Consider the following 19,017-nt stretch of genomic DNA (forward strand, 5'->3'; position numbering starts at 1 on the left):
CATTAATTAAGGAAAAGGATACTATTGATGAAAGTCGCAGAATTTTTATCTTACTTAAATAGTTTAGACATCAAGCTTTGGCTTGAGGAAGAAAAGTTAAAATATCAAGCTCCCCAAGGAGCAATGACACCAGAAATTAAGCAAGAAATCGGGACAAGAAAACCAGAAATTCTCACTTTTTTAAGAAGTGCAACAACACCATCTAAACCCCTTGAATCCGTAATTAATAGCGTTGCCCGAACTGAAGATTTACCCCTATCTTTTGCTCAACAGAGAATGTGGTTTCTCTATCAGATGGATCAGCAAAATTCGGCTTATAATGAAGCTCTAACCATCCGTTTAACGGGACGCTTAAACATTGATATTTTAGAGCAAACGATTAATGCTATTATTCAACGCCATGAGAGCTTACGGACAACCTTTCCAGTGGTTGAAGGAAAACCTATTCAAAAAATTGCTCCATCTCTGAAGATTAAATTATTAGTTGTTAATTTAAAAGATATCCCCCAAGAGCAAATTGACAAACAGATTATTGAAGAACTACAAAAACCCTTTGATTTAACCCAATCTCCCCTATTACGATGTACTCTGTTTGATCTGGGATATGAAAATTATATTTTAGTCAACGTCTTCCATCATATTATTATCGATGGTTGGTCAAAAGGCATTTTATTTAAAGAATTATCTAAATTTTATCAAGCATTTTTATCCAATTCAACCGTAAATTTACCCGAATTACCTATACAGTATGCGGATTTTGCGGTATGGCAAAGACAATGGTTACAAGGTGAAATCTTAGAAAATCAGTTAAATTATTGGAAAAAACAATTAACGGGCGCTCCTCCTTTATTAGAACTTCCAACCGATAAACCCCGTCCAGCTACTCCCAATTTTCGAGGTCATAGTATCTCGTTTCAAATTGACTCAGAACTCACAGAAAACCTGAAACTTTTGAGCCAAAAGTCGGGGGTGACTTTATTTATGACCTTACTGGCTGCTTTAAACACTTTACTCTTTCGTTATAGTGGTCAAGATGATATTTTAATCGGGACACCCACCGCCAACCGAAACCGACAAGAAATTGAACCTTTGATTGGGTTTTTTGTCAATACTTTAGTGCTGCGGAATTCCCTAGAAGGAAATCCGACTTTTTCGGGATTATTACAGCAAGCTCGCAATGTTGTTTTAGAAGCGTATGCCAATCAAGATGTCCCCTTTGAGCAAGTGGTTGATGGGTTAGAAATCGAACGAAGTTTAAGTTATAATCCCTTATTTCAGGTCATGTTTGCGATGCAAAATGCCCCCCTCAATGCTTTAGAATTACCTGATTTAAAGGCTCAATATTTAGCCGTTGAAAACCAGAGAATTAAATTTGATCTCAGCTTAGTTTTAGAGGAAATCGAAACCGAAAAAGGAGCTTATTTAGAAGGTTTTTGGGAATATGATAGCGACCTATTTACTCCTGAAAGAATTAACCGCATGGTGGGTCATTTCCAAACTTTATTAAAGGGGATTGTAGCCAATCCTCAGCAAACCATCGGGGAATTACCGTTACTGACTGAATCGGAAAAACAGCAATTATTAGTAGAATGGAATCAAACTCAAACGTCTTATCCTGATCATTACTGTATTCATCAGTTATTTGAAGAACAGGTTGTTAAAACACCTGATGCTATAGCGGTCATCGATGGAGAACAATCCCTCACCTATGAACAGTTAAATCAAAAAGCCAATCAGATTGCCCGTTATTTACAAAAATTAGGGGTTAAACCAGATCAATTAATTGGGATTTGTGTCGAGCGATTACCCTTAATGATTATTGGATTTTTAGGAATCTTAAAAGCTGGAGGAGCTTATGTACCACTGGACACAAGCTATCCCGAAGAACGACTTGAATCTATCATAAATGATGCTGAAATCAAAATTTTATTAACGCAACAGCACCTCATCAAAAAACTACCAACAACAGTCAATCAATTGATTTGTTTAGAACAAGATGAAGACCCAATTAAACAACAAAGTAAACAGAATCCTCTCAGTCATGTTAACGCTGAGAATTTAGCCTACGTCATCTATACTTCAGGTTCTACAGGTAAACCTAAAGGAGTTGCTATTCCCCATCGAGGAGTGACTCGTTTAGTCTGTAATACTAACTATATATATTTAAAACCAACTGATAGAATGGCTCAGGTTTCTAATCCTTCTTTTGATGCCGCTACTTTTGAAATTTGGGGGGCGCTGATACATGGCGCACAGTTAATAGGAGTAGATAAAGATAGAGTTCTTTCTCCTGAAAAATTTGTTCATTTTCTCCAAAAATATCAAATTACTATTTTATTCTTAACGACAGCGTTATTTAATCAGTTAGTTCAGACTATTCCCCATGCTTTTCAAAGCTTAAGATATTTACTTTTTGGTGGCGAAGCAGTTGATCCTCAATGGGTCAAAGAATCCCTTAATAAAGGAACCGCTCAAAATTTACTTCATGTTTATGGGCCAACAGAAAGCACAACTTTTACCTCTTGGTATTTAATTAAAAATATTCCTTCAGAAGCTACAACTATTCCAATTGGTCGTCCTTTAGCTAATACAGAAATTTATATTCTTGATCCCTATTTGCAACCTGTTCCTATTGGTGTTAAAGGCGAATTGCATATTGGTGGTGATGGTTTAGCCCGTTGTTATCTCAATCGTCCTGACTTAACTGAACAAAAATTTATTCCCAATCCTTTTAGTCAAGATTCGTCAGCACGTCTGTATAAAACAGGTGATATAGTACGCTATTTAGCCGATGGGAATATTGAATTTATTGGACGGATTGATCATCAGGTAAAAATCAGAGGTTTTAGAATTGAATTAGGCGAAATAGAAGCCGTTTTATTTCAGCATCCTCAAGTCAAAGATGGAATTGTTATCGCCAGAGAAGATCTACTTGGAATCAAGCGTTTGTATGCTTATGTTGTTCCGAAAGATAAACAACTCACTCAGCCAGAATTACGAATTTTTCTCCAAGAAAAGCTGCCCAATTATATGATTCCTGCTTTCTTGATTTTCTTAGATGCTTTTACTCTTAATCAGAATGGAAAAATTGATCGCAGTGTTTTACCTAGACCAGAAATTGATGTTAATGAATTAGAAAATTATCTTCTTCCTAGTACCGAGAAAGAAACAATTCTAGCCCAAATTTGGCAGGAAGTTTTAGGGCAAAATCAAATTAGTATTAATGAGAATTTCTTTGAATTAGGAGGCGATTCAATTATCGCCATTCAAATTGTCGCTAAAGCTAATCAAGTGGGATTACAAATTACTCCTAAACAATTATTTAGTCATCAAACTATCGCTCAATTAGCCACCGTAGCGGAGACAACTGCTATCACTGAAATTGACCAGGGATTAGTTACAGGTGAAGTCCCGTTAACGCCGATTCAAAAATGGTTTTTTGAACAAAACTGGCCCGAACGTCATCACTTTAATCAATCTATCTTGTTAGAGGTTCCCAATAATCTACAACCAGATTTATTAAAACAAACTATTTCTAAATTACTCTATCACCATGATGCCTTGCGGTTACGGTTTGTGCAAAAAGGGGAACAATGGCAACAAAATCACAGCGATGATTGCAATAATTTCGCTTTTGAAAAGGTGGATTTATCCCATCTATCTTACCATGAACAATTGACCAAGATGGCAGAAATTTCTGAGGTTCAACAACGGGTACTGAATTTAGAGGAAGGCCCCTTAATGGCGGTGGTTTTCTTCGCCTTGGGTGAGAGTGGAAAAATGTTAATTGTAATTCATCATTTAGCAGTAGATGGAATTTCTTGGCGGATTATCCTCGAAGATTTCGTTACGATTTACCAGCAATTAGAAACCCAAAAGCCTCTGCAACTTCCTCCTAAAACCAGTTCTTTTAAAACTTGGGCTGAGGAACTGCAAAACTATGCGAAAACCCCAGAGTTTTACGCTCAATTCAAGTATTGGCTAAACCGTGATTTTTCATCCGTTTCTCCTCTTCCTGTAGATGTTCAGGGGGATGCCCAATCTAACATTGTTGCCCATGCCAAAACGGTCTCTTTCACCTTAACCGAAGAACAAACCCGCTTACTCTTACAGGAGGTTCCGCAAGCTTATAACACCCAAATTAATGATATTCTATTGACCGCTTTAGTCCAAGCTTTTGGCCGTTGGACAGGAAATTATAAGCTTTTGCTTGACATGGAAGGTCATGGAAGAGAGAATGTAATTGAATCCGTGAATTTATCTCGAACTGTGGGTTGGTTTACCAGTATTTTCCCCGTCTTTTTGACCTTAGAAAATCTTCACCATCCGGGTGAGTGTCTCAAGTCCATTAAAGAGCAGTTAAGACAAATTCCGAATCGAGGATTTGATTATGGAATTGGATATTATCTGAGTTCAGATTTAACGATTCAATCCCCGTTAAAAAACTATCCAAAAGCTCAAGTCAGCTTTAATTATTTAGGTCAATTTACCAGCCATCAAATCGGCGAGATAGGCTGGAAATTATCTCAAGAATCCACTGGTTCCATTCATAGTCCTTTGGGACAACGTTCCCATTTAATTGCGATTCATGGAATTGTGGTTGATGGGCAACTTGATATGGAATGGCAATATAGTGAAAATTTTCATCATCAAACAACGATCAAAAATTTAGCCGCTGCTTATCGAGATTCTTTAGAAAGCCTGATTAACCATTGTTTATCGGTAGAAGGAGGCTATACTCCATCGGATTTTCCCGATGCGGATCTTAATCAGGCAGAATTAGATGAACTGCTTTCAGAACTTGATTTTTAACCTCAACTTAATGTTTAACCCTCCTGCTTGATAACAACTATGCCATCACCTAATCTTCCCAGTGAAATTGAAAATCGTAAAAGTGAACATCTGCGAGTTTGTATCGAAAAAGATGTAGAATTTCAACAACTTACAAGCGGTTTAGAAAAATATCGTTTTACCCATTGTTGTCTTCCTGAACTTGACCGTAGCGATATTGAACTGGGGACAACCTTTTTAGGGAAATCTTTAAAAGCTCCAATTCTCATCTCTTCCATGACCGGAGGAACAGAATTAGCCCATTTAGTCAATACTCGATTGGCAACGGTCGCTCAACGCTATGGTTTAGCGATGGGGGTGGGTTCTCAACGCATTGCACTCGAACAACCGGAATTAGCGCCGACCTTTGCAGTCCGTTCTCTGGCGCCGGATATTCTCCTGTTAGCGAATTTAGGGGCTGTACAGTTAAATTACGGCTGCGGTTTAGAAGACTGTTTAAAATTGGTGGAATTATTAGAAGCTGATGCCTTAATTCTGCATCTCAATCCTTTACAAGAATGGGTGCAATCGGGAGGCGATTCTAATTTTAAAGGGTTACTCGCTAAAATTCAGCAAATTTGCGCTCAATTACCCGTTCCTGTCATCGCCAAAGAAGTCGGAAATGGCATCTCTGCGGTGATGGCCAAACAATTAATTGAAGCCGGAGTCGCCGCGATTGATGTGGCGGGAGCCGGAGGCACGTCCTGGGCCAAAGTCGAAAGCCAAAGAGCCAAAGACAACAGACAAAGGCATCTCGGACAAGTTTTTGCCGATTGGGGTTTACCTACGGCTGAATGTATTACCGCCATTCGGTCGATGAATTCAACCATTCCTTTAATTGCTTCTGGGGGCTTAAAAAATGGCTTAGATCTTGCCAAATCTATCGCTCTAGGAGCCGATTTAGGAGGGTTGGCTCGTCCGTTTCTCGTAGCAGCGATTGAATCAGAAGCCGCCGTTGATGAGTTGGTAAAATTTTTAATTGCTGAACTTGAAATTGTTTTATTTTGTACCGGAAATCCTAATTTATCCACCCTTAAAACTTCAGGAGCCTTAAAACCATGTTAAAGTTTTCAATGGAATTGTGTTATCCTCAGCTTGATATCAAAACTTTAAGCGTTGGCACTTTGGGTCCTAAAGAAACCAGCAGCGAACAAACCTTAAATTATCTAATTTCTCAATGGAAATTACAACAGATTTCGGTTAATAGTCATTTATTTGATAGCTTTACAGATTTAAAGGAATCTTTACTCCAAAATCAGATAGATTTGGCGTTAGTCCCCCATGCCTATGAAAAAATTAATGATTTCTATATGGAACCGAGGTTTAAACTAGGTTTTATCTTCACCTATCCCACACCCGTTTACGGATTAGCCAAGCGAAAAAATGAAGAAATCGTTTTAGAAAATTGTACCCTGGTCACTCATCCCGCTCCTCTTCCTTTACTTCCTTATTTATTACCTGGCGACCTGAATCAAAATAAGATTAAAATCAAATTTGTCAATTCTACCAGTGTGGCCGCTATTCAAGTTAAACAAGGGTTGGCAGATTTAGCCATTACCAATGAAAATGCCCTCCGAGAATATGATTTAGAATTTATTTCACAATATGGTAAAATTGAGATGAGTTGGTCTTTATTTCACAAAAAGGAAAACACCATGATTCAAAGTATTTATTTACCAGTGCATACCTAAAAAAGCTACCTATCCGCTCAAAATAGTTGCCTTCATCACATAAAAATAATTGAGAGTTTAAATCTCAATTTCATTTTGAACCTGTACCCTAAAATCATGTCTGAATTTTTCCCAATTCCCAAGCCTATTAAACTCAATCCTCATGTAGAATTAGAGGTTTTTCAATGCCAAGATACCATTTTTCAATTATACGTTATAGCTCCTAATGCTAAACTTGAATCCCACCAACATCCTGAAAGTCAAATTGGCATGGTATTCTCAGCAGAACTAGAACTGTATATTAAAGATTTGATTAAACCCTTAAGACCTTTGCAAGATGTTTATATAGCTGATGGCAATATTCCTCATGGTGCTTTTAATCCTTTATCAGAACCGATGATTGGATTTGATCTTAAACGGATTACCTCTGCTTTACCGTCAGAAGATGTTTTATTAACACTATCCAACAACCAAGATAAAATCACTCATTTACCTTGTCAATCTGTTAAGGGTTCTTGGTTTGAAATTGTCATGATGAAAATCCCTTCTGGTTATTCCATTCCCCCACATCAAGGTGAGCAAGAAGAAATCGGATTTATTTTGAATGGAAAATTAGAAATCTCCATAGAAAATGAAGGACAGTTTTTAGAATATGGTCAAATTTATTATGCTCCTTCAAAAGTTTTAAAAAAGGGATATAATTCATCGAAACAAGATATTAATTTGATTAAAATTTTAATTTAGTTCGTTTTATGATTTTAAGTTTAACCTCAAAATGCTAGGACAAAGTTTATGGATTTAGGATTAAAAGATAAAGTGGCTTTGATTACGGGAAGTAGTGCGGGAATTGGGTTTACTATTGCTGAAAAATTAGCAGAAGAAGGCTGTCACTTAATTATTTGTGGTCGCAATTCCCAACGCTTAGAACAAGCTTATCAATCTCTGGCTCAAGCTTATCCTGTCCAAGAAATTCTGAGTTTAGTGGCTGATGTCCATCAAGCTCAAGATTCTGAACAATTAATACAGGACTCTTTAAATCAATATGGCAAAATTGACATTTTAGTCAATAATTCTGAAGGAGCTAACTTTGCTGATAATTTAATTGAAAACCTTTCCGATGAAGATTGGTTAAACGTTTTTCAAGGAAAATTAATGGGTTATATTCGCTTAACCAATTTAGTGTTACCGATTATGAAAAAACAACATTGGGGAAGAATTGTTAATATCATTGGGACATCGGGAAAAGAGCCATCTCCTCGTTTAGTTAAATCGGGTGTTGTCAATGCAGCTTTAATGAATTTTACCAAATCAGTAGCTAGACAAACCGCCCCCTATAATGTTTTAATTAATAGTGTTAACCCCGGCGTTATTGACACCCCTAGACATCGAGAATATTTAGAAATTTATGCCAAAAAGGAGGGAACGACCCCAGATTTAATCCGAGAAAGAATTCTAAAAACAATTCCCATGAATCGAATTGGTACGACTGAAGAATTTGCTAATCTCGTTGTATTTTTAGCTTCAGAATGTGCGAGTTATATAACGGGAATTACGATTCCGATAGATGGGGGTTTATCCTCGTCAGCATTTTAAATTGATCTGTCAAGCCAAAATCAACAACCACAAGTGTTATGAATAGCGAATCTAAATCTCAAATGTTAGACAAATTTGTTCCCTATTATCCGACTAAAGATACTCGTAACTTTCCCATTTTTTCCTATCTTATCAATAATGTTAATATTTGGAGGCTGAAACACAAATTTAAACAAGAGCTTGAACAACCTTCGGTGATCCTGGTTTATCAAATGGGTAAAGTTGGTTCTGCTAATCTTTATCTGGCTATTAAAAGAACCTTTCCAGAAAAAGCGGTGTATCATGTTCATAATTTAAACCCAGAAATTGTTGCCAAAATTTGGGATAAAATTCATCTTACTCAACCTTATTATTTGAGTACGATAGAACATTCTTTGACCACCAAATATTTAAGTGATCATCTCGAAACAATTAAGGATAAGGATAAGATCAGAATTATTGCGGGAGTAAGAGATCCCATCGCTCGTAATATTTCTTGGTTTTTCCAAATTATCGATTGTGAGTCTGCTTTTCCCCAATTTTTCCGAAAATTTAAGGAAGGATTAATTACAATTGACGATATGGTAAATTGTTTTTGGTCACAAAAATTTGTTTTTAGCAAACAGTTTGATTGGTTTGAATTAGAGTTAAAATCTGTTTTTGGAATTGATATCAGTGAGATTGATTTTCCCAAAGAAAAAGGTTATACAATTGTTGAATTTCCTGACAAAAAAATTGAGTTATTATTATTCAAATTAGAAAAACTTGACTCTTGTTTACAAGAAATGACACAAGCTTTCTTTGGAATTGAGAAATTAGATTACCAAAAATTGAAATTGATTGACGTAGATTTGGAGTATCATCGTATCTATGAAAATTTTAAAAATAGTCTCACCTTTAGTGATGAATATTTAGAAAAAATTTATGATCAACCATTAGTGAGTCATTTTTACACCGATGAAGAAATTAACAAATTTAAACTCAAGTGGTCTAGTCAACGTTAAAGGTAATTCGTTCTAAGTTTATCGTATTTATTGAATAAAATTTGATTCAATAAACTCACGCACATTTTTATTTAATCTATTGGGAAAAATAATGGTAACACCTCAACAATCTAGGGTTAGTAAAAAAGATATTGAATCCATTTATCCCCTTTCTCCCATGCAGCAGGGGATGCTGTTTCATTCTTTATATAATCCAGAATCAAAGACGTATTTATCACAAATTCAAATCACCTTGCAAGGCAATTTAGATATTAATGCGTTCCAACAAGCTTGGCAAAAAGTAGTAGATAGACATAGTATTTTACGGACTTGTTTTGCTTGGAAAAAAACCAAACAGCCTTTACAAGTGGTTAGAAAAAATGTCACCTTGCCTTGGTTTAATCAAGATTGGCGATCACATTCTCCCGCCGAACAAGAAACTAAATTTCAGGAATTATTAACCTCTGATAAAGAGCAATATTTTGAATTAGATAAAGTCCCCTTACTTCGATGTCATTTAATTCAAGTCGAAGATCAAAAATATGAATTTATCCATACTGGACATCATATTTTATTAGATGGTTGGGCAACAGCAATTCTGTTGAAAGAAGTTTTCGATTTTTACGCTGGACTCATCAACTATCAACCCGTCAATTTACCCACACCCCGCCCTTATCAAGACTATATTAATTGGCTACAACAGCAAGATCAAACTGAAGCCGAACGATTTTGGCGACAAAATCTTCAAGGTTTTACCTCTCCAACTCCATTAGTCGTTGATAAACCGTTAAATCCTCTTGTTACTCAAAGTAAAAATTATCTTCATCAAAAATCAAAACTTTCTCCAGAAATTACCAGTCGTCTGAAATTACTCGCCCAAGAATATCGCCTTACTCTTTCTACCCTAATTCAAGGAGCTTGGGCTTTATTATTGCATCATTATAGTAGTGAATCTGATATTGTATTTGGGGCAACCGTTTCGGGACGACCGCCCAATTTTACTGGGATTGAATCGATGGTGGGGATGTTTTTAAATACCTTACCCGTTCGCATCCAAATTGAGTCTCAACTTGAATTATTAACTTGGTTTCAACAACTACAACAAGAGCATTTAGAACGAGAGCAATATAGTTATAGTTCTCTAATTGATATTCAAAAATGGAGTGAAATTCCGTCCCCTCATTCAGTTTTTGAAAGTTTTGTTGTCTTTGAAAATTTACCCTTTAGCGACAATGATAGTGATAATTTAGGCGGTTTACAAGTCGGTGAAATGCAAGATTATGGCAATGCTGATTATCCCTTAACGGTTATTGTCACCCCTGGAGAAGCCTTAAGTATCAAAATTATTTATCCTCAAGAACGATTTGAAAATGACACCATTGAACGGATATTAGGTCATTTTAAAACCTTATTAGAAGGAATCGCTATTAATCCCCATCGTCGGATTCAAGACTTACCTTTATTAACGGAAGCTGAACGTCAATTATTATTAATTGAATGGAATCAAACTGCACCCCAAAAGCCTCTTAAACACTGCGTTCATGAATTATTTGAACAACAAACCCTCAAAACCCCTTCAGCCATCGCCGTTGTTTTTCAAGAGCAACAATTAACCTACGAAGAACTGAATGAATCTGCTAATCAATTGGCTCATTATTTACAAAAAATTGGGGTGAGTTTTCAATCTTTAGTCGGGATTTGTTTAGAACGGTCTGTTAATATGGTAATTGCCGTTTTAGCGGTGTTAAAAGTAGGCTGTGTTTGTGTTCCCCTAGATCCAACCTATCCTCAAGAAAGACTTTCTTACATCCTGCAAGACACCCAAATCAAAACCTTATTAACCCAAAAAGATTGTCAATCCCTCTTAAACAGTGAAACCATTTCTCAACGGATTTTATTGGATGAACAAGGGTCAGAAATTGCCTTAGAACCCAAGACTAATCTTGACAACCCCGTGAGTTTAAAGGATTTGGCCTATATTATTTATAGTTCAGGCTCTACGGGTGTGCCAAAAGGGATTATGATCCTGCATCAATCCTTAACCAATATTATTGAGCATCATCAGGCGAAAATGTCACCGGAGAGAAATTTCTTACAATTTGCTCCCTTCAATTTCGATGTTAGCTATCACGAAATGTTTGCAGCCTGGTGTTTAGGAGGAACCTTATTTATTGTTCCAGAAGATGCCCGCTTAGACCTTGCTAAAATAAGTCAATTATTGGCAAATAACCCCATTCATAAAGCGATTTTGCCCGTTACTTTGTTACAACAATTAATTGAAACCTATAGTGAGGAAACCTACTTATTTGCTAACTTGCGTGAAATTATTTCAGCTGGAGAGCAATTACAAATTACTCCAACGATGATTTCTGTATTCAAAAAACTCGAACATTGTACCCTTTACAATTATTATGGACCCACAGAAGCGGATATCGTTACCAGTTATACCTTTGACCCTAATCCTGAGCTTTGGCCGAAGTATATTCCCATTGGTAAACCCGCGATTAATGTGCAAGTTTATATTTTAAATTCCCATCTTCAACCTGTACCCATCGGAGTCACTGGCGAGTTATATGTTGCGGGTGGCGGTTTAGCGCGGGGTTATTTCAACAATCCCCAATTAACCAAAGAAAAATTTATTGCTAATCCCTTTAGCGATAATTCATTGCTGTATAAAACTGGAGATTTAGCTCGTTATTTACCCAATGGAGACATTGAATATTTAGGAAGAATTGATGATGTGGTGAAAGTTAGAGGTTATAGAATTGAATTAGGGGAAGTAGAAACTATTTTAAATCAACATCCTCAAATTGCCCAAGCCATTGCTACAGTTCAGGGAGAAACCGCCAGAGAAAAATATTTAGCCGCTTATTTTATTCCCCGTCCAGGTGAAACCGTAAACCAAGTTGAATTACGTCATTTCCTTGAAAACTGGCTACCCGATTATATGATTCCCTCTGCTTTTGTGGTGATGGAATCTTTTCAACTCAGTCCTAACGGTAAAGTTGATCGAAAAGTCTTACCAATACCCGATAAAAACCCCTTATCGTTAACTCAAAATTATGTCGCTCCTCGCACTGCAATTGAAGAAGTTTTAGCGGTAATTTGGGCAGAAATTTTAGAAGTCGAACGAGTTGGGATTGAAGACGATTTCTTTCTGTTAGGTGGGCATTCTTTAAAAGTGATTCAACTGATTAGTAAAATCCGTCAAACCTTAGAAATTGAAGTTTCTGTGCGTCAACTTTTTAATCACTCAACCATCAGCCAATTAACTCAAGTCATGGTTGAATTAGTGGGGAATGAAGGGTTACTAAATGAAATTGCCGTAACGGTTCAAGAAATTTCCCAACTTTCACCAGAAGAAGTTCAAGCTTTATTATCTCAAAACTAAAAAAAATAAGTCAACCACTTCTGAATTATTAATTACAAATGAAAAACAACTCTCAAGATCAACAAAAATTACTCAAGCTCCTGCTTCAAAAAAAAGGTATTAGTTTTAAAAAAGTAAATACTATACCTAAACGCCAATCATCCAACTCTGAATTAATTCCTATCTCTTTAACTCAGTTAGAACTTTGGTTTTTTGCTCAATTTTATCCAGAAAATTGTATTTATAACTTGCCTTGTATTTATCGCATTGAAGGCTTGCTTAATGTTCCTGCACTAGAGGAAAGCTTAAGAGAAATTGTCAAACGTCATGAAAGTTTGCGGACAACTTTTACTTGTATAGATGGAAAAGTGTTCCAAAAAATTACAGATGATCCAGTTTTTGATTTTTCAATTCTTGACCTACAAAGACTTAGTGAAGTGGAGCAAAAAAAAGAAACCCAAAGATTGTTATCAGCAGAAATTAACCGATCTTTTGATTTAGAAAAAGATTCATTATTTTGCAGTAAAATTATAAAATTTGCTGAAAATAACTATCTGTTAATTATGACAATCCATCATATTATTGCTGATGGTTGGTCTTTGAATATTTTGACTAAAGAGTTAGGCATTCTTTATGAAGCTTTTTGTCTGAATAAACCTTCACCTTTGCCTGAATTACCGATTCAATATGGTGACTTTTCTCTGTGGCAATGGCAATCAATAAAAGATAATTCATGGCAATCTCAGCTGAATTTTTGGAAGAAACATATAGGGATTAACCCACCCATTTTAAAACTTCCTACTGATTACCCACGCACAACGGCTCAACCTGTTGAAGCAGCTATTCATCATTTCCTCATTTCCCAAAACTTAACAGACGCATTAAAGTCATTAAGTCATCAAGAAAAAGCGACTTTGTATATGACTTTATTAGCCGCCTTAAAAATATTACTCTTTTACTATACAGAACAGACAGAAATTATTATTGGTGGAGTTGCGGCTAATCGTAACCAACCCGAAACACAAGATTTAATCGGACTTATGGTTCAGTTTCTCCCCTTATATACTCATGTAGAAGGTCAAGCCAATTTTCGAGACTTGCTGCATCAAGTAAAAGAGATGAGTTTAGAGTTTGATGCTTATCAAGAAATTCCTTTTATCACGTTAGTGGAAAAATTAAAACCCATTAGGGATACTCAATATGCTTTGTTTCATCAAGTCATTTTCCTTTTCCAGAATGCTCCTAAACAAGATTTAAAATTCATCAATCTGACAGTCACAGACGAGTTATTAAAAATGGATATAGAACCCCATAGTGCCGAAAATGATTTAACTATATCCCTTGAAGAAACTGAGCAAGGTATGAAAGGTGCTTTCGTGTATAAAGCTGATTTATTTACGGCTGAAACTATTACTCAAATGGAACAATATTTTCAGCAGTTATTGAAGAATATTGTCACTGATCCTAATAAAACCATTTCTGATCTATGTCCTTTCTCTGAATCCGTCTCTTTCTCAGACAATACTTCCCCCTTGTCTTTATCAATCAATGAAATTAAATCTAATGACTTACCCCATAATCTAACTAGAGAAACCATGGTCAATATCTGGCAAGAAGTTTTAGAATTAGAAGAAATTAGTGTTAATGATAACTTTTTTGACCTTGGGGGGGATTCTCAAAAAGTTATTCAGGTAATTGATAAAATTGGTAAAATTCTTAAAATTAATTGTACTTTGCGTGATTTTTTTGAAAATCCCACTGTAGCACGTCTAATCACAACCTTTAAAAATAAATGAATTTAAGCGTATTTCCCTAGCTTTAAAAATGGTATAATTACAAAAAAAATACAGAAAAAAATGACAAATCATCTCTTTGATTTAACAGGTAAAGTTGCAATTATCACGGGTGCTGCCCGAGGAATTGGTCGGGTACTAGCGCAAGGATTAGCACAAGCTGGAGCTAAGGTAGTAATTGGTGATATTAATCAAGTTGGTGCTGAACAAACGGTTCAACTGATTCAAGAAGCAGGAGGCGAGGCCATCGCAATCCAGACCGATGTTCGTCAACGTCAAGCTTGTCAGAATTTAATTAACCAGACGGTTGCTAATTATGGTCAACTCGATATTATGGTCTGTAATGCAGGGGTTGAAATTCTCAAAAACACTGATGAATTAGAGGAATTTGAATGGGATCAGGTTATTAATGTTGACTTAAAAGGTTATTTTAATTGCGCTCAACTCGCAACCAAACAAATGATCAAACAAGGAACAAAGGGATCAATTATTATGAATTCTTCTATCTGTGCTTTCGTTGCTGTTCCCAAATCTTCAGGAGCATATAGCGCCGCAAAAGGTGGTGTCAATCAATTAGTAAAATCCCTAGCGGTCGAATTAGCTAGTCACAAAATTCGAGTCAATGCTTTTGCACCGGGGTATATGAATAATATGATGGAAGGAACAGAAGGTTTACGTTCAACTTCCGATGAAATGGACGAATTATATACTAGAATTCCCATGAAACGAACCGGAGATTTAGAAGAGTTAATTGGCCCTGTCGTGTTTTTAGCGTCCGAAGCTTCCTCTTATGTAACTGGAGCAATTTTAATGGTAGATGGAGGTTATACCGCTATTTAGCATCAATAATTAAACAATTTTTAGGTTGATTTGTATCCATCAAACCAACCTAAAATCACTGAATTAATCCTATTTAAACCATGTCAAAAATGAACCATAACTCTCAAGACAAACAGAAATTACTCAAGCTGTTACTACAAAAAAAAGGAATCGGTGTAAAAACAAATACGATACCTACTAGGAATCCGTCTCAACTTGTACCGCTTTCTTTTTCTCAAGAACGACTTTGGTTTTTGTACCAATTAGAAGCTAACGGCTATACCTATAATATGCCGTTTCGCTTTCAAATTGACGGCAATTTGGACGTTAATATCTTTAGAAAAGCTTTGGAAACTATTATGCAACGTCATGAATTGTTGCGAACTTGTTTTCAAGAAGTTGACAAAACTCCTCGACAAATTATTAAACTAAAAATTCAGTTAAATTTGCCTTTATTGGATTTACTACAAGAACTTTCTCATTTATATGAAGCTTTTGACAAAAATAATCTAATCCTTGATCAAATTTCCCTATTCAATACGGTGATTTTCCCGTTTGGCAAAGACAACAGTTATTTTGCATATTTTACTAAAAGTGGGTTTTTAACACAATAAATGTCGATTTAATCATACCCGATAAGCTGAATTGCACCAGCTTATCTCATCCATTCATTAATTTCACGAGTAAAATCTTATGTTTAATTTAAAACATCAATTATATTTATTAATTTCAAAATTTTTAGAAAAACAAAAACGGATCGAAAAACATAAAAAACTTTCCGACAATGCTACATTTCACAGTTCCGTCAAATTTATCGGAAAGTGTATAAACTATAGGGAGGATAAAACTCTAATTCAAATTGGAGAGAATACAGTAATTATCGGAGAATTAGCTATATTTCCTTTTGGTGGAAAAATAGAAATAGGGAGAAATTGTTATATTGGTGAAGGAACTCGAATTAGATCAGCTACTTCTATCAAAATTGGAAACGAAGTTATAATTTCCGATGATGTCAGTATTTATGATACCGATGCTCATTCATTAAATTATGTTTTAAGACAGAAAGAATTTATGGAAGTACTCATTTTGAATAATCTGATTAAGGATGCTAAGGATGTTGATATACAATCTGCACCCGTGGTGATAGAAGATCATGTTTGGATTGGATTTAATGTTGCGATTCTTAAAGGGGTTACGATTGGGAAAGGGGCAATTATTGGAGCAGGTTCTGTTGTAACAAAAGATGTAGAACCTTTTACCATCGTTGCGGGTAATCCTGCCAAAATTATCAAACGATTATGAATCTGATCCAATTCGGTTAATATTCATTCCTGATCTGTAGAAAAGCCAGAAAATAGTAGTAATATAATTTGTGATAATAATGCAGATTTTTATGGTATGCTGAATTGATGTCTAACTCAAGAGATAGACATTAAAAGTTCTAATGTCCCCCATTTTAGATCAAGGAGAATCCTATGAATGTTGCAGAAAAAACCTCAGATAGTATAAATCTCAAAGAAGATGTCCGAACTTTCAATCAATCTCTTCAAGAATTTTTAAGATTTATTCAAGTTTATTGGTATCCTAAAGAACACCAGGATAGAGCCTTTTCACAGATTATTCGTTCCTGGGGAATGCTCGTTTTATTGTTTTTATTATTAGTGGGATTAGTAGGTCTTAATGCGTTTAATAGTTTTGTTTTTAGAGACTTAATTACCTTCACAGAAGCTAGGGATGCAGAAAAATTAACTCATCTTGTCATTATTTATGCGATTACCCTAGGCAGTATGACGTTTTTCGGAGGATTGTCCAAGTTTCTTAAAAAACTAATTGCGCTAGATTGGTATCAATGGATCAATAGTAGTATCTTGCAAAAATATTTTAAAAATCGTGCTTATTATCAAATCAATTTTAAAGGAGATATTGAAAATCCAGATCAACGTTTATCCCAAGAAATTCAACCCATTGCCAGAACAACGATGGACTTTTTAACAACCTGTGTTGAAAAAGTTATGGAGATGCTGGTTTTTATTGCCATTCTTTGGTCAATTTCTAAAACCATTTCTATTGTGCTTCTGGTTTATACGATTATTGGAAATATTGTTGCCACCTATATTACTCAACAATTAAATAAAGTCAATAAACAACAATTAGAAATCGAAGGAACCTATAAATACGCCATGACTCATGTTCGGACACACGCCGAATCAATTGCATTTTTTAGAGGGGAAGAAAAAGAGTTAAATATTATTCAAAGAAAGTTCAATCAGGTGATTAAAATCATGATTGAAAGAATTAATTGGGAAAGAACCCAAGAATTTTTTAACCGCGGCTATCAATCCATTGTTCAAATCTTCCCCTTCTTAATTGTTTCCCCATTATATATTAGTGGTGAAATTGAGTTTGGACAAGTTAACCAAGTCAGCTATTGTTGCTATTTCTTTTCCACAGCCTTATCCGTGTTAGTGGATGAATTTGGACGCTCCGGTGAGTTTATTAATTATATTGAACGTTTAGAAGAGTTTTACCAAGCTTTAGAGGGTGTAAGCGAACAAACCAACCCAGTTAATACCATTAAAGTCATTGAAGATAACAATCTAGCTTTTGATGATGTCACCTTACAAACTCCCGATGCCGCTAAAGTGATTGTCGAACATTTATCCCTGTCCGTTGAACCAGGGGAAGGTTTATTAATTGTTGGGCCAAGTGGTCGAGGAAAAAGTTCTCTTTTACGCGCTATTTCTGGGTTATGGAATACAGGTACAGGTCATTTGGTGCGACCTCCCCTCGACGATTTATTATTTTTACCCCAACGTCCTTACATCATTTTGGGAAACCTGCGCGAACAGCTAATTTATCCTCAAACGACAACGGAGATGAGTGAATCCCAATTAAAAGAAATCTTACAAGAAGTTAACCTGCAAGATGTTCTTAATCGCATCAAAAATTTTGATGAGGAAGTGGATTGGGAAAATATTTTATCTTTAGGAGAACAACAGCGTCTAGCCTTTGCGCGACTATTCGTTAATCAGCCAGATTTTGTGATTTTAGATGAAGCCACCAGTGCTTTAGATTTAAAAAATGAAGATCATTTATATAAACAGTTACAACAAACTGGCAAGACCTTTATTAGTGTCGGACATCGAGAAAGTTTGTTTAACTATCATCAAAGGGTTTTGGAACTTTCCGAGGATTCTACTTGGCGTTTAATGAGAATGGCAGACTATCATCCATCAGCAGCGATTGCAACTCATTCTAACAATGACCAAACCGTTGATGAAACGATAGAAATTGTCTCTGAAATGAACAATCAAGACAATTTTACCCATCAAGAAATGCAAAAACTGACCAACTATAGCTTAAGTACGATCAAAAATAAAGCCAGTCGAGGTCAAATAATTGTTGCCAATGATGGCATGAGCTATCGTTATGACAAAACCCTTGATATTGCCAAATGGGTGAGAGTTTAGCTTCTCAGGTGGATTAAAATCCGCCTGGACTTAAATAACTGGGATTTTCCTGTAGGGAAGTATCGAAGGGATTGGGTAAATCTTGGGTGCGAATTAAAGGTCCAGACTGTTGCTGTTGCATGACATCATAGTATAAAGTTTCGACCAATTTCGCATCCCGAGTAATCAGATTATCGAAATAGGAACCTTGCATAAAAGTACGCCAACCAAAAAGAGAGTTTAACTGTCCTAAAATGCTGGTGTAGTCGTAGAAACGACCCGTATTGTTATTAACAGCGCGGTTAAACAAACCAGGGATATTATTAAATCCTACCGCCGTATCGGGAGAGGGGACAAGTTGCAATTGTTGGGTTTTTACCGGTGCCGGAGTGGTGGCGGGGGAACGTTGGGCGATCGCACTAGGCGGACTCAACCAAACTAAACCGGTTAAACAAAACAGGGAAGGAAGTAAAAACTTAGCGCGCATGGGTAAAAATCTCCTCACAGGGATAGGGTTAATTAAAAAATTGC

General features: G+C 35.9%; 13 protein-coding genes. 12 read left to right on the top strand and 1 reads right to left on the bottom strand.

Annotation, left to right across the window (positions count from 1 at the left end; translation table 11 throughout):
- The first annotated feature begins 27 nt into the window (after positions 1 to 27).
- The 12 genes from H6G40_RS10700 (at position 28) to H6G40_RS10755 (ending at position 18,507) form a co-directional block, all read left to right on the top strand.
- Positions 28 to 4,812 carry a non-ribosomal peptide synthetase gene (locus H6G40_RS10700; protein WP_069474085.1) on the top strand — a complete coding sequence of 1,595 codons (4,785 nt, stop codon included), beginning with the start codon at positions 28 to 30 and terminating at the stop codon, positions 4,810 to 4,812.
- Positions 4,813 to 4,851: 39 nt separating this feature from the next.
- Positions 4,852 to 5,895, top strand: coding sequence for a type 2 isopentenyl-diphosphate Delta-isomerase (gene fni, locus H6G40_RS10705; RefSeq protein WP_002733320.1), 1,044 nt, complete (start codon positions 4,852 to 4,854; stop codon positions 5,893 to 5,895).
- Positions 5,889 to 6,521: a LysR family transcriptional regulator gene (locus H6G40_RS10710; RefSeq protein ID WP_002734096.1), complete on the top strand. Its 633-nt coding sequence runs from the start codon at positions 5,889 to 5,891 to the stop codon at positions 6,519 to 6,521. The genes fni and H6G40_RS10710 overlap by 7 nt, the downstream gene beginning before the upstream one ends.
- 96 nt (positions 6,522 to 6,617) lie before the next feature.
- Positions 6,618 to 7,244 (top strand): cupin domain-containing protein, encoded by a 627-nt coding sequence (locus H6G40_RS10715; protein WP_002733836.1) that lies wholly within the window; start codon positions 6,618 to 6,620, stop codon positions 7,242 to 7,244.
- Positions 7,245 to 7,292: 48 nt separating this feature from the next.
- Entirely contained in the window at positions 7,293 to 8,093 is an 801-nt protein-coding gene (locus tag H6G40_RS10720; protein ID WP_002732949.1) for an SDR family oxidoreductase, read from the top strand.
- 38 nt (positions 8,094 to 8,131) lie between these two features.
- Positions 8,132 to 9,076: a putative capsular polysaccharide synthesis family protein gene (locus tag H6G40_RS10725; RefSeq protein WP_069474086.1), complete on the top strand. Its 945-nt coding sequence runs from the start codon at positions 8,132 to 8,134 to the stop codon at positions 9,074 to 9,076.
- Positions 9,077 to 9,167: 91 nt separating this feature from the next.
- A complete protein-coding gene (locus H6G40_RS10730) occupies positions 9,168 to 12,446 on the top strand; it encodes a non-ribosomal peptide synthetase (RefSeq protein ID WP_069474087.1) in 3,279 nt (1,092 codons plus the stop codon).
- A gap of 38 nt (positions 12,447 to 12,484) precedes the next feature.
- Positions 12,485 to 14,221 (top strand): condensation domain-containing protein, encoded by a 1,737-nt coding sequence (locus H6G40_RS10735; protein WP_069474088.1) that lies wholly within the window; start codon positions 12,485 to 12,487, stop codon positions 14,219 to 14,221.
- A gap of 60 nt (positions 14,222 to 14,281) precedes the next feature.
- Positions 14,282 to 15,058, top strand: coding sequence for an SDR family NAD(P)-dependent oxidoreductase (locus H6G40_RS10740; protein ID WP_002733257.1), 777 nt, complete (start codon positions 14,282 to 14,284; stop codon positions 15,056 to 15,058).
- A gap of 89 nt (positions 15,059 to 15,147) precedes the next feature.
- Positions 15,148 to 15,651, top strand: a complete 504-nt coding sequence (locus H6G40_RS10745) for a condensation domain-containing protein (protein WP_238560379.1) — start codon at positions 15,148 to 15,150, stop codon at positions 15,649 to 15,651.
- Positions 15,652 to 15,730: 79 nt separating this feature from the next.
- Complete coding sequence (locus H6G40_RS10750) at positions 15,731 to 16,339, top strand: acyltransferase (protein WP_002732414.1); 609 nt, start codon at positions 15,731 to 15,733, stop codon at positions 16,337 to 16,339.
- 173 nt (positions 16,340 to 16,512) lie between these two features.
- Positions 16,513 to 18,507 carry an ABC transporter ATP-binding protein/permease gene (locus H6G40_RS10755; protein ID WP_190537651.1) on the top strand — a complete coding sequence of 665 codons (1,995 nt, stop codon included), beginning with the start codon at positions 16,513 to 16,515 and terminating at the stop codon, positions 18,505 to 18,507.
- A gap of 13 nt (positions 18,508 to 18,520) precedes the next feature.
- Here H6G40_RS10755 and H6G40_RS10760 read toward each other — a convergent pair whose 3' ends face one another.
- Positions 18,521 to 18,973 carry a hypothetical protein gene (locus H6G40_RS10760; protein WP_002731648.1) on the bottom strand — a complete coding sequence of 151 codons (453 nt, stop codon included), beginning with the start codon at positions 18,971 to 18,973 and terminating at the stop codon, positions 18,521 to 18,523.
- Positions 18,974 to 19,017 lie beyond the last annotated feature (44 nt).

The sequence above is a fragment of the Microcystis viridis FACHB-1342 genome (genome assembly GCF_014698335.1).
Lineage (GTDB): Bacteria > Cyanobacteriota > Cyanobacteriia > Cyanobacteriales > Microcystaceae > Microcystis > Microcystis ichthyoblabe_A.